The sequence below is a fragment of the Campylobacter concisus genome (genome assembly GCF_015229965.1).
Taxonomy (GTDB): domain Bacteria; phylum Campylobacterota; class Campylobacteria; order Campylobacterales; family Campylobacteraceae; genus Campylobacter_A; species Campylobacter_A concisus_BD.
Genome location: NZ_JAAKZB010000019.1, coordinates 1 through 13559, shown reverse-complemented (window position 1 = coordinate 13559; position 13559 = coordinate 1). Strand labels below are relative to the sequence as shown.

10 protein-coding genes are annotated in these 13559 nt (G+C 39.3%); 6 read left to right on the top strand and 4 right to left on the bottom strand.

The window, feature by feature from the left end:
* The first annotated feature begins 324 nt into the window (after nucleotides 1–324).
* Together G6W43_RS08185 and G6W43_RS08180 are read left to right on the top strand one after the other, a co-directional pair.
* Entirely contained in the window at nucleotides 325–1410 is a 1086-nt protein-coding gene (locus G6W43_RS08185) for an MBL fold metallo-hydrolase (protein WP_194169566.1), read from the top strand.
* Nucleotides 1411–1454: 44 nt separating this feature from the next.
* Nucleotides 1455–1742, top strand: coding sequence for a hypothetical protein (locus tag G6W43_RS08180; RefSeq protein ID WP_087581727.1), 288 nt, complete (start codon nucleotides 1455–1457; stop codon nucleotides 1740–1742).
* 795 nt (nucleotides 1743–2537) lie between these two features.
* On the opposite strand, the gene G6W43_RS08175 is transcribed toward G6W43_RS08180, so the two are convergent.
* The 4 genes from G6W43_RS08175 to mnmG form a co-directional block, all read right to left on the bottom strand.
* Nucleotides 2538–3578 (bottom strand): c-type cytochrome, encoded by a 1041-nt coding sequence (locus G6W43_RS08175; protein ID WP_194169565.1) that lies wholly within the window; start codon nucleotides 3576–3578, stop codon nucleotides 2538–2540.
* 2 nt (nucleotides 3579–3580) lie between these two features.
* Nucleotides 3581–4825, bottom strand: coding sequence for a cytochrome b (locus G6W43_RS08170; RefSeq protein ID WP_021085400.1), 1245 nt, complete (start codon nucleotides 4823–4825; stop codon nucleotides 3581–3583).
* A 10-nt stretch (nucleotides 4826–4835) separates the two neighbouring features.
* Nucleotides 4836–5339 carry a ubiquinol-cytochrome c reductase iron-sulfur subunit gene (gene petA / locus G6W43_RS08165; protein ID WP_002939267.1) on the bottom strand — a complete coding sequence of 168 codons (504 nt, stop codon included), beginning with the start codon at nucleotides 5337–5339 and terminating at the stop codon, nucleotides 4836–4838.
* Nucleotides 5340–5703: 364 nt separating this feature from the next.
* Nucleotides 5704–7566, bottom strand: a complete 1863-nt coding sequence (mnmG, locus tag G6W43_RS08160; RefSeq protein ID WP_194169564.1) for a tRNA uridine-5-carboxymethylaminomethyl(34) synthesis enzyme MnmG — start codon at nucleotides 7564–7566, stop codon at nucleotides 5704–5706.
* 171 nt (nucleotides 7567–7737) lie between these two features.
* Between mnmG and G6W43_RS08155 the strand changes: the two genes are divergently transcribed.
* The 4 genes from G6W43_RS08155 to G6W43_RS08140 all read left to right on the top strand — a co-directional run bounded on the left by G6W43_RS08155 (nucleotide 7738) and on the right by G6W43_RS08140 (nucleotide 13396).
* Nucleotides 7738–11190: an acyl-[ACP]--phospholipid O-acyltransferase gene (locus tag G6W43_RS08155; RefSeq protein WP_194169563.1), complete on the top strand. Its 3453-nt coding sequence runs from the start codon at nucleotides 7738–7740 to the stop codon at nucleotides 11188–11190.
* Between the two features lie 144 nt (nucleotides 11191–11334).
* Nucleotides 11335–12114 (top strand): amino acid ABC transporter substrate-binding protein, encoded by a 780-nt coding sequence (locus tag G6W43_RS08150; protein WP_148825042.1) that lies wholly within the window; start codon nucleotides 11335–11337, stop codon nucleotides 12112–12114.
* Between the two features lie 9 nt (nucleotides 12115–12123).
* The gene (locus tag G6W43_RS08145; RefSeq protein ID WP_103616936.1) at nucleotides 12124–12876 is read left to right on the top strand and encodes an amino acid ABC transporter substrate-binding protein; all 753 of its coding nucleotides are present in this window, start codon (nucleotides 12124–12126) and stop codon (nucleotides 12874–12876) included.
* Between the two features lie 55 nt (nucleotides 12877–12931).
* Nucleotides 12932–13396, top strand: coding sequence for an SET domain-containing protein-lysine N-methyltransferase (locus G6W43_RS08140; protein ID WP_103616937.1), 465 nt, complete (start codon nucleotides 12932–12934; stop codon nucleotides 13394–13396).
* Nucleotides 13397–13559: the final 163 nt, after the last annotated feature.

Below are 13559 nucleotides of genomic sequence, written 5' to 3'. Positions count from 1 at the left end.
ATCTCAAACGCTCCTTCCTGAAATTTTTGAAACAATTCTATAACTTCTGGCGATTAAATTCCGTCAGCTATCTGACAAATTTTGTATTTTTGAAATTAAATTTTTATTTTATATTAGTTTAAGATATGCTATTAAACGGCGTTGTTTTCGTGTGATTAATCAAAAAAGATTAATATTTCATAACAGATAATTACTAAAAAGAGTAAAATTATCTTAATTAAGTTTAAACTTAAAAATTAATTCTTTAAGTTTGGATTTATTAAATAAAACTGAAATTTAAAAACCTAAAATATAATTCAACCTTTAAATTTAAAAAGGTTATTGATGGAAATTTTTATAGTTATAGTTTTATTTATTGCTTCAGTTTTTGTTTTTATAAAATTTGCCCCAGTTTTTGGCGGCAAACCAGATGCCAAGAGCCAAAAGCTTATAAAGGCTTCGCCAAATTTTAACGGCAAAGTTTTTGTAAATTTAGAGCCAACGATTGATATGGTAAAGAAAAATCCGCAAGCGTCTATGTTAAATTACATTCCGCAAGCGCTCTTTCCACCAAAGGGCAAGCTACCAACTAAGCCTTTGCCAAATTTAAAATTTGACGCAAATGCCCTCAAAAATGGCGAGTTTATCTGGCTTGGGCACGTTAGCCTCATCTGCAAGCTTGATAGCAAAACGATCGTCACGGACCCAGTTTTGCACCGAGCATTTCCGCTGCCAGTTGGCGGCAAGCCCTTTACCTACGAGCACGCCATCACCGCTAGCGACTACCCAGAGGTGATCGACATCGCCCTCATCTCGCACGATCACTACGACCATCTCGACTATAAAACGATACTTGAGCTAAAGGATAGGATAGCCAAATTTCTAGTACCGCTTGGCGTCAAAGCTCACCTCGTAAAATGGGGCGTGGATGAAGGCAAAATTTACGAGTTTGACTGGTTTAATGAGCAAAAGATAGGAAATTTAAACTTCACTTTTTGCCCCTCAAGGCACTTTAGCGGGCGTACATTTAAAAGAAATACCACACTTTGGGGTGGCTGGGCGGTAGAGGAGGCTGGCTTTAGCTTTTACTTTAGCGGTGATGGCGGATATGGCAAGCATTTTAAGATGATAAATGAGAAATTTGGCGGATTTGATCTAGTTTTCATAGAAAATGGCGCTTACAGCGATGGCTGGCCCTACGTACACATGAAACCAGAGGAGTCAGCACAAGCGCTAAAAGATCTTGGTGCAAGGCTTGGCGTGCCGGTGCATTGGGGCAAATTTGATCTTTCTTATCACGCTTGGGATGAGCCGATCAAGCGTTTTGAAAAGGCTGCAACAAAACTTGAGCTAAACTACGCCACGCCGATGATCGGAGAGGTTTTCAGCGTGCAAAATCCACCTAGAAAAAAGTGGTGGAATGAAATTTAGGAATAAAATTTGCTCTAAATTTTAAAATCCAAAAGGAAGTGCAGATGAAAATTTCTGAAAATTTATCAAATTTAAAAAATGCCATCGACAAGGCAGCCAAAAACGACCTTGATGCAAGCGCTACTGGAAGCTTTTTGCAAAATTTAGAAAAAGCGAACAAAGAGACAGAAAAGATCTATGAGAAGCTTGAAAAAGAGCTAAAGAGCGATGCGCAGATGTTTAAACAGTTTGACTTCATGCAGATGATGACAAAGCTTCAATACGGCAACCTAAAATCAAGCGAGCGTGAAGAGCTGATAAACAAAATGAGCAAGATCGCCAAAGAAATTTAGCCGTTTAGTGTGGCTTTACGGCGAGTTAAATTTAGCTGTTTTGCGTAAATTTATGTGGTTTTTGCTGAGTAAATTTGCTAGAAAATACAAATTTACTCGCTTAGTGGCTGTTAATATCCTCGCATTTGCCACATCTTTTGCCAAACACCTGTTGCACACTGGGCACGTATGACACTATCAAAGCGCAAAATCCAGCAAATTTCTCAAATGCTTTTAACCTCTAAATTTAAGCTAGTCAATCAATAAAGGCAAATTTTAAAATTTCATGAGCGAGTAATTTCGGCTCTAAAATTTGAGCTAAGCGGTAAGCGAAACCAAATTTTAGTAGCCAATTCTTGCGAGTGAGTGAAAGTTTTAAAATTTGCAAAGACAGCTTTATTAAATTTGTAAATTTCTTTTTATCCAAAAGGGAGACAAGGGGACTTGAATTACGAAGTCGCTCCCTTCCCCCTTAACAATCCCCCAACCCCGACAACATTAGAAGTGCATGCGATAGCACTATCGTGTCGCATGTGTTAAAAACTCTAACAAATTTTAAAATTTCATGAACGAGTAATTTCGGCTCTGATTTTAGTGGCAAGCTTTGCGAGACCTAAAATCTGTAGTCAATTCTTGCAAGTGAATGAGATTTTAAAATTTGCAAATTTGTTTTGTTAAATCATGTTAGTGTCAAATAAATTTAAAAATTTGCAAAGATAGTTTGATTAAATTTGTAAAAGAATAATTTTAAAGATTACCTATTTATATATGTAAATTTACTAGAAAGAATTTAAGAGCCAAAAAGGCTCTTAAATTTTAGTGGAGTTCGCTCCAGACTTTGCGTTTCCAAAGCCAAGCAAAAATTCCTAAGATGAAGAAGTAGATCATGACATAAAGTCCTGTGCTCTCGCGCTCAGCCTTTTTGCTGTCGCCTACTTTTTCTATGTAAGATACTATGTCATCTTCAGCGGCTTTATTTAAGCCAACTCTAGGCATCGCAGTGCCTGGAAGCATCTTTTGAGTATCGTTTATAAATTTATGCAAGTAGTCAGCACCCTTTGAGCGGATCATCATAGATAGATCTGGTGGGTTTGAGCCCATATATGCTGCAAGGCTTACTTTGTTGCTAAGAGTATATTTTTTATCATACTTCATATCGTGGCATCTTTGACATGCATCAGCAAATACCTTTTCTTCAGTGATCTTGCTCTTTGCATCCGCATCAGCTGATACTTTTTTAAGATAAGCAACTATGTCAGCGATCTCAGCATTTATATCGCCGCCAGCACCCATAAATGCAGTCATCGGATAAGGATGCTCGTCATTAAATTTATGAGATAGTTTTACAGCCATAGTTGGATTTTTGATAAGTGCAGCCAAAAATCTCTCGTCATAAATTTTACCAGCTGTGCTAAGATCTGGTGGCACTACGCCAAAGCTTTGGCTAGCTGTCTCAGCGTCCATACTAGCTGGCATACCAGCTGCTTCGATGCCGTGGCATCCTGTGCATCCAGCTGCGCCAAATGTCTCAGCGCCTTTTGCAGCGTCACCTTTTGCAAGGTCGATCGAATTTATATCAGCCCAAAAAGCTGTGTAGTCATCAAGAATTTTTTGTGCTGTCTCGACATCTTTTGTAGCCGCTTCTATGCTAGCCTTATTGCCGCTAGCTTTTGCAGCCTCAAGCGCCTCTTTTTTCTGCTCTAAAAAGTGCTTTGCATAGTCAGTATCTTCTTTTGAGAAGTTGTACTCAGCATTTGCAGTGTGCGGATGAAGCTTTGTATGAGCGTAAGGCTCGATGCCCCAGTATAAAATACCTGAAAGAATAACAACGATGGCAAAAATTTTAAGCTCTTTCATGATTAGCCCCTTTTTCTTTCAAGTATTGTGATAACTGGAAGTGCGATTATAAATAGCACTAAAAATAGCAGTGAAGCATAAAATCCTATCCAGTCGTTGATACCGCCTGTTGGGAGCTTGCCATATATAGATAAGACGATAAGGTCTGCAACTAGCACCCAAAACCATACGAAAAATAGCGGTCTTTTATGAGCTGGAGCTACAAGGTCGCTTCTATCAAAAAGTGGTATAAGCATAAACGCAACACCTGCGAATGCAAATGCGATAAGACCGATGTTATAAGCTGAAATTCCAGCGATATCAAAGAAGAAGCCACGTAAAATTTCATATTGCCACAAGAAGTACCACTCTGGATAGATGTGTGGTGGAGTTTTTAGCGGATTTGCTGGCTCAAAGTTGATAGGATCCATCGCAAAGTTGAAGTGATAGCAAACAAGATAGATGACAAAGATCATGAAAAATGATACATACATGAAGTCTTTTGCCAAAAATCCTGGCCAAAATGGTATAACTTTAGCTTTTGCTCTATCACCGTGTAGATACTCTTGCGCCTCTACTTCAAAGTCGATATCTTCACTTGTTAGGTTATTTACGTGAGGAATTCTTAATGAGTAGAAGTGAATAACCAAAACAACGATAGTTACAAGTGGTAGCAAACAGACGTGAAGCATAAAAAATCTAGTAAGCGTTGAGTCGCCAACTGCATAGTCTCCTCTGATCCACTCAACCAAAGCATCGCCGATAACTGGCACACCACCAAAAAGCTGAGTGATAACAGTAGCCGCCCAGTAGCTCATCTGTCCCCATGGGAGCATATAGCCACTAAATGCCTCTGCTGAAAAGCAGATAAATAGCACCATACCGCTTACCCAAATGACCTCTCTGCCTCTTTTGTATGAGCCGTAGTAAAGTCCAGTAAGCAAGTGGATATACATGATAAGAAATATCGTAGAAGCTGAAACTGCGTGGATATGACGCCAAAGCCAGCCATACTCGACCTCTTGCATAATAGTGTAATTTACGCTGTCAAAGGCCAAATTTACATCTGGTTTGTAATACATCATAAGCAAATAGCCAGTGATGATCAAAAGTAAGAAAAGCGTCGTTAAGATAACGCCCATCGCCCAAAGGAAATTTATATTTTTTGGGATCCAGTATTCGCTAACTAGAACCTTCATAAGCTTTGTAAAAGCTAGGCGCTGGTCAAGCCAGTCGATAACGCCAGTTGATTTATGAGATAAAGACATCGCTAACCTCCTAAGCTTTAGCTACTAATTTTTCATATTCTGGGCTTGTTTCGCCTAGAACTAGCTTGGTTCCATCGATCTTAAATGGTGGGATATCAAGCGGTCTTGGTGGAGGTCCGTATGTCTGCACGCCATCAACGTTAAATTCGCCGCCATGACAGGCACAGACAAACATTTGCTTGCTCGCTTTATACTCAGGGATACATCCTAGGTGCGTGCAAAGTCCGATAAGAACTACATACCTCGCATCTCCAACGACTACATCTCTCTTGTCGTTTTTAGCCATATCTGGGCTTTTTTTGAGGATGAAAATAGGCTTTTTACGCCACTCAACCTGTCTCATCTCGCCATCTTTGATCGGGCTTAGGTCGACAGTTGTAAAACCAGCAGCTTTTACGCTAGGGAGCGGATCCCATGTCTTTTTCATGGCAACTAGTGACATCGCACCACCGACAGCTGCCACGGCACCAAACGCAAGGCCGATAAAGCTTCGTCTTTCTTGCTTTACTGACATTAATTTCCTTTCTATAAATAAAATTTAAACGATTATACTCCCAAAAAATTAAAAAACTATAATCTCACAATATAGTTTGTAAAAATAAAGTGAATTTAAGCTTTTTTTTACACCAAAATTTGAGGTAAATTTATCTAAAAACGCTTGTATATAGCGACTTCGAGCATCTTATAAAAGAGAAATTTGACCTAGTGGCCAAACGTTAAGATAAAAAAATTTTCTATTTTAGCGCTTGTAAAATAGAAAATTTTAATAATAAAATTTATTAAACTTAAAAAATTATAAATAGCAACTACTAAAAACGAGTGACTTTGTTTTAAATTTTAAACGCTAGTTAAACTTTAAAACCATAAAAGGCTTAAATTTAAGCCTTTTTCTCGCTCATCTTTATATAAATATGTAAGATATCGATAGCTGCTGGCGTGATGCCTGAAATTTCACTCGCCGCAAAAAGCGTTGGCGGGGCAAATTTCTCAAGCTTTTCGACCACTTCATTGCTAAGGCCGCTTATGCTTCTAAAGTCGAAATTTTCAGGGATTTTCACATCCATCATATCTTTCATTTTTTCGATCTGATTTTTTTGCTCGCCGATGTAGTGCTGATATTTGCACTCGGTTAAAATTTGATCCATGCTCGCATCGTCTAAATTTACAAATCTCTCATCAAGCTTTCTTAGTTTCTCAGCCGTGAAGCTCTTACGTGCGACTATCTTTTGTAGGCTCACGTTTTGGCTGATCGGCTCTTCATCAAGGCTTGCTAAAAGTTCTAAATTTGCCTTGCTTGGCGTGATCTGAGTCTCGTTTAAAAACTCTAACCCCTCTTTTAAATTTCTTCTTATATTTTCTATCTCGTTAAAAGTCTCATCATCAAGCAGCCCAAGCTCATGGCCATATCCACCAAGCCTTAAAATGGCATTTTCCTCACGCAAAAGCAAGCGATACTCCGCCCTACTCGTAAACATCCTATATGGCTCTTTTGTCCCTTTTGTGACAAGATCATCGATCAAAACGCCGATATAAGCCTCATCACGGCGCAAGATAAGTGGCTCTTTGTTATCCAGCGAAAGCGCTGCATTTATACCAGCCATTAGCCCCTGAGCGCCGGCCTCCTCGTATCCAGTCGTGCCGTTTATCTGCCCAGCCAAGTATAGCCCTTTTACTTTTTTAGTCTCTAAGCTATGCTTTAACTGCGTTGGCTCGACGTAGTCGTACTCGATAGCGTATCCATGCCTTACTATTTTGGCATTTTCAAAGCCCTTTACAGAGCGGAGCATCTGCACTTGCACCTCATAAGGCAGGCTCGTTGAAAAGCCGTTTATGTAGTACTCTGTCGCTTCAAGTGTTTGAGGCTCGATAAAAAGGTGGTGTCTGTCGCGGTCGCCAAAGCGGTTTATCTTATCCTCGATACTAGGGCAATATCTTGGTCCGATGCCCTCGATCTGACCTGTAAAAAGTGGTGCTTTATCGAAATTTGAGCGGATTATCTCATGGGTGGTCTCGTTTGTATAGGCGATGTAGCATGGTAGCTGCGTTGGGGAGAAATTTTTAGTTCTAAAGCTAAATGCAACTGGCTTTGCATCGCCATCTTGCTTCTCTAAAATTTCAAAATTTATCGTTTTTGCGTCGATCCTTGGGCATGTTCCAGTCTTTAGCCTGCCTAAATTTAGCCCAAGCTCCCTTAAGCTAGAGCTTAGATCCTTTGCGCTTAGCTCGCCCACGCGGCCAGCTTCAAGTTTGTTAAATCCAACGTGGATTAGCCCGTTTAAAAATGTGCCAGTTGTAATTATCACCTTTTTTGCATTATAGATGTTATTTAGGTGAGTTTTAACGCCAGTTACTTCGCCATTTTCGCTTAAAATTTCAGTGGCGATCTCTTGAGAAATTTCTAAATTTGGAGTGTTTAAAAGCAAATTTCTCATATAAACGCGGTATCTATCCATATCGATCTGAGCGCGGCTACCACGCACAGCTGGACCTTTGCTCTCATTTAGCACGCGAAACTGGATACCAACAGCGTCAGTTGTAAGCCCCATTTGACCGCCAAGCGCGTCGATCTCTTTTACAAGATGCCCTTTTGCAAGGCCTCCGATGGCTGGGTTGCAGCTTGCAGCGCCTATTTGCTCAGCTAAGATCGTGATCAGTAAAGTTTGTTTGCCCATTCTAGCAGCCGCAAGACTTGCCTCAATGCCAGCATGTCCGCCGCCAACGACGATGATTTCATAGTCCATGATAAATTTTTCCTTATTTTTGATAGGCGGATTTTATCAAAAAGCATATAAAATTTAAATTTTTTCAAAGAAATTTCACCACAAAATTTATGGCTAGAGTTTTTTATTAATGATATTTTAAATATTTTACTGCTAGATTTACAAAATTTTAAATCCAAAAAGGCTTTATTCATGAGGAATTTACTAAAAGTCACTGGCTTTTTGCCCTATCTTGCGATCGCATTTTTAAACGCAAGTGTCGATCTAGCGCACAAAATAACAATTCAAAACGTCCTTTTAAAGACCTACTCAGGCGATACACTTTTTATCCTAACAGCCGTTATAAATGCGATGATCTTGCTTCCATTTATATTTTTATTTTCGCCTTCAAGCTTTATAAATGACAAATTTGCAAAGACAAAGGTTATTAGAATTTGCGCCGTCTTTGGCGTTGTTATCAGCGTTGCGGTGCTTATTAGCTACCTTTTGGGTGCCTTTGGCGTGGCATTTGCGCTCACGCTCATACTTGCCGCTCAAAGTGCGATCTACTCGCCAGCAAAATACGGCATCATCAAAGCACTTGTCGGCACTGAGCGACTTGGCACAGCAAACGGCGTCATCCAAGCACTAACCATCGTAGCGATACTTGTTAGCTCATTTTTGTTTTCATTTATATTTGAAAATTTATACATCCAAGGCGAAAACTCAGAAGAAATTTTAAAAAGCGTCTATCCTATCGGCATCTTTTTGGTTGTATTTAGCGCACTTGAAGCATTTTTTGCCTACAAGCTACCTTATATCAGCGAAACAAACGAACAAAGCGGAGAATTTGAGCTTAAAAAATACATCAGCCTTAGCTACTTAAGAGAGAATTTAAAAGAGGTAAGGTCAGATAAAAATATCTGGCTAAGCATCGCAGGTCTTAGCATATTTTGGGGAATTTCTCAGATCATCATCGCAGCTTTTCCAGCTCACTACAAGGCAGTTTTTAATGACGACAGCTCTCTAGCAGTGCAAGCCATCCTTGCAGTAAGCGCCATAGGCATAGCATTTGGCTCATACGTGGCTGGCTCTATGTCAAAGCTTCACATCGAGCTTGGCATCGTGCCGATGGGCGCTATTGGTATATTTTTCTCGCTTTTATTTTTCGCATTTGGCTCAAGCATCGGCGTAGTGAGCCTTAGTTCATTTGCATTTGGCTTTTTTGGAGGCATATTTATAGTGCCACTAAATGCGATGATCCAGTACTTTGCCCCACAAAAAAGTACCGGCAAGATAATGGCGGCAAACAACTTCTTGCAAAACGTCTCAATGCTGCTATTTCTAGCCATTGGCATAGGCTTAGTATATTTTGAAATTTCAACCACTGGACTCTTTGTATTTACAGCGCTTGTTTGCTTAATCGGCAGTTTTTACGCCATTTTGCAGCTTCCACACCTTTTTACAAGGCTACTTTTACTGCCATTTTTAAAGACAAAGTACCGCTTTTTCGTAGAAGGACTTCAAAATTTACCGCAAAGTGGTGGCGCACTACTTCTTGGCAATCACATCAGCTGGATCGACTGGCTCGTGCTTCAAGCTGCAAGTCCAAGGGGCATAAGATTTGTCATGTATAGAACGATCTATAACAAATGGTATCTAAAGCAAATTTTTAAATTTTTTAAAGTGATCCCAATAGGCGCAGGCGCTAGCAAAGAGTCCATAGAGCTAGTTAGAGAGTGCCTAAAAAATGGCGAAGTGGTCGCACTTTTCCCAGAGGGCCACATCAGCTACAACGGCCAGGTAAATGAATTTCAAAAGGGCTTTGAGCTTATCATCAGAGATCTAGAAGAAATTTGCATCGTGCCATTTTACCTTCGTGGTCTTTGGGGTTCAAGCTTTTCAAGAGCTAGTAAATTTTACAAAGACCTCACTTCTAAAAACGGCAGACGCGACATCATCGTCGCCTTTGGCAAACCGATAACCACATTTATAAACGCTGCAAAGATGAAGCAAAAGGTGCTTGAGCTTAGCTTTTCATCGTGGGAGAGCTTTATCTCAAGGCAAAAACCACTAACAAGCGAATGGCTAAATAACGCAAAAGAGGATAAATTTAAAGAGTGTGTGAGCGACAGCACTGGGCTAAATTTAAGCAACTTGAAATTTATAACAGCCGTTTTAGTCTTTATCAAAATTTTCAAACGCGAGCTAAAAGATGAGAAAAATATAGGCATCTTACTACCTAGCTCAAGCATCGCAGCTATCGTCAATATGGCGCTTCTTGCCATGGGCAAAGTGAGCGTAAATTTAAACTATACGCTTAATGTTACCTCGCTAAATCACGCCCTAAGAAAGGCAAATATAAATACAGTGATCACATCTAGCAAATTTCTTGAAAAGCTCGCACTTAAGGGCTTTGATCTAAAAGATGCAATGATTAGCAAGGCTAAATTTGCAGAAGATCTCTCAGCTAGCGTCTCAAAAAAAGAGAAATTTTTAGCGCTTTTAACCGCCTTTTTTGCTCCAGTTTGGCTTATTAAGCTTTGCTATTTTAAGCGTGTAAGCTTAGAGGATACGGCTACCATTTTATTTAGTAGCGGCAGCGAGGGCGAGCCAAAAGGCATCGAGCTAAGCCACAAAAATTTACTTGCAAACATTAAGCAAATAAGCGAACTTCTAAATTTCAAAAAAGATGACGTGATCTTAAACTCACTCCCAGTATTTCACTCATTTGGACTAACAGTAACCACGCTCATGCCGCTTTGCGAGGGCATAAAAATGGTAAGTGTGCCTGACCCAACAGACGGAGCGACTATCGGCAAAATGGCCGCAAGACACAGCGCTAGCATCATCTTTGGCACCTCGACCTTCTTTAGGCTCTACACCAGAAACAAAAAGCTTCATCCGCTGATGTTTCAAAGTGCCAGAATGGTCGTAGCTGGGGCTGAAAAGCTAAAACCTGAGATAAAAGATGAGTTTAGGCTCAAATTTGGCATAGAAATTTATGAAGGTTATGGCGCGACCGAAACTGCGCCGGTAGCTGCTGTAAATATGCCAAATATCCTAGAAAAAGAGAGCCTAAAAGAGCTTACATTTAATAGACCTGGCAGCGTTGGCATGCCTCTACCTGGCACTATCATCAAGATAATCGACCCAGAGACGCTTGAAGAGCTAGAAACTGGCACAGACGGACTCATCGTCATCGGCGGATCGCAGGTGATGAAGGACTATCTAAACGACGAAGCCAAAACAAGCGAGGTCATCACGCACATTGATGGCGTAAGATACTATAAAACTGGCGATAAAGGCCACATAGACGAAAACGGCTTTGTGTTTATCGTCGATAGGTATTCAAGATTTGCCAAGATAGGCGGCGAGATGATAAGCCTTGGAAGCGTCGAAGAAGAGCTTGCAAAGGTGCTTGGGGGCGACGTTGTCTTTAGCAGCGCAAACGTGCCAGATAGCAAAAAGGGCGAAGCGATCGCACTTTTAGTAAAAAGTGGTACAGAGCCTGAGAACATCGAGCAAATTTTAAAAGAGAGCAACTTAGCTCCTATAATGATGCCAAGCTATATATTTATCGTTGATGATATCCCAACGCTTGCAAGCGGCAAGGTTGATTTTAAGGGGGTAAAAGCTCTAGCGGTCTCACTTTTAGCGGAGTGAGCCACCGCCATTTTATTTTTGTGATAAAATAGCGCCAAAATATTACCTAGGTCGCAGTTGCGACTGACATTTGCATAAATCTTAAATTTATCTTTTTTTGCAAATTCCGTTATTGATTTTATTTTTCTTAATAAGGAGTTTTGTATGAAATTTTCTAGTGCTTTTAAATTTGGTGCGCTCTGCGTAGTTGGCTGTTTGCTCTCTTTAAATTCTGCCTTGGCAAATTCTTACGATCAGATCAAAAAAGATGGCGTCATAAGGATAGCAACTGAGGGCGTTTATTCGCCATTTTCATTTCACAATGAAAAAGATGAGCTAATGGGCTATGATGTGGAGATAGCAAGAGCCGTGGCTAAAAAACTAGGAGTAAAGCCAAAATTTATCGAAGCTTCATGGGATGCGATGCTTGCGGCATTTGACGCTGGCAAGGCGGACGTGGTGTTTAACCAAGTAAGTATAACCGACGAGAGAAAGAAAAAGTATGACTACAGCGTGCCATATATGGTCTCTTACTCGGCCATCGTCGTGCATAAAGACAATAACGACATCAAAAGTTTTGCTGATCTAAAAGGCAAAAGAAGTGTACATTCAGTAAATAGTATGTGGATACCAACAGTTGAAAAGTATGGTGCCAAGCTAGTTGTGGCTGATAGTTTGAGCGATCAGATAAATTTGATCATCACAAAAAGAGCAGATGATACGATAGATGATGCGGTGATGTTTTATGACTACATCAAACAACATCCAAACGCCCCTATAAAGATCATCGAAGCTAGCGATGAGCCGATGTATACGGCTGCGATTGTTAAAAAAGGTAACAAAGAGCTACTAAATAAGATAAATAATGCCCTAAATGAGCTTAGCAAAGAAGGAGTTTTAAGCGAAATTTCGCTTAAATACTTCGGCAAAGACATTTCTAAATAAGGAGAATCAATGAATTTTAAGCCCATTTTTGGCTTTATCGCAGGTGCTTTTTTAGCTTTAAATTTAAATGCTTCAACTATCAAAAAAGGCGAACTTATAGTTGCAACTGAAGGCACTTACTCACCTTACTCATTTTATGATGAAAAGGGCGAGCTAGTAGGTTATGACGTAGATATCGCAAAAGCAGTAGCGCAAAAGTTAAATTTAAAAATTGAGTTTCTAACAGCTCCATGGGATGCGATGCTAGCTGCATTTGACGCTGGCAAAGCAGATGTTGTTTTTAACCAAGTTAGCATAAACGAAGATAGAAAGAAAAAGTATGACATGAGCGTGCCTTACACCATGCCATATCCAGTAATTGTCGTGCATAAAGACAATAACGACATCAAAAGTTTTGCTGATCTAAAGGGCAAAAAAAGCGTGCATTCTGCAACTAGCAACTGGGCAGCGATAGCTGAGAAAAATGGCGCAACAGTGGTCGTAGCCGATGGCTTTAGCAAAGGCGTTGAGCTTATCATCTCAAAAAGAGCTGACGATACGATAAATGACAATGTCACATTTTTTGACTACATCAAACAACGCCCAAATGCACCGCTAAAGATCGCATATACTAGCAATGAGCCGATGCCAACTGCTGCACTTCTTAAAAAAGGCAACACCGAGCTACTAGAAGCGATAAATAAAGCGCTTGATGAGCTAAAAGCCGAGGGCAAGATAAGCGAAATTTCGATGAAATATTTTGGAAAAGATATTTCAAAATAATTTTTAAAGCCAATAATTTTATTGGCTTTACTTTTTTGTATAACTAGGAGAAATTTTGAGCGAAAAAGATACAGATGTAACAAAAAATATAGACTTTATAAATGAAACCATAATTGACAATATAAATTTTACGTATATTTCTGAAAGTAAAATTCACGGATTTGGACTTTTTGCTAATAAAAATTTAGATAGTGGCACAATACTTTGCTTTTTAGATGGACAAGTAATGAGTTGGGATCACTATGATGAAATAGCAAAAATTATAAATTTAGGGAAATATCAAAACTATATTTTTATGGAGTGGAATGCTCTTAGCAATAAAACATTACTTGTGCGAGCATTTAGGACAAAATATAGCTATATAAATCACTCAAGTGTGCCAAATGTAGAGATAAAATACAATCCAATTCGCATAGAAACAATAAAACAAATAAATAAAAATGATGAAATAGTTATAGACTACAACAAAGAACCATTAAAAAAAGAATACCTTGACGATAAAGAAAAAGGGTTTTTGTGATACATATTAAAACCACAATTATTCAACCAATAGAAATCAATACACAAACGCTAATAAAGCTTTTTGATACAAAAATAAATATTGAAAATTTTAAAAAATTTGAAAACATTAAAGCACCTTGCTGGAAACAAACTATGGATGAACTTTTTAATCTATATAGTTC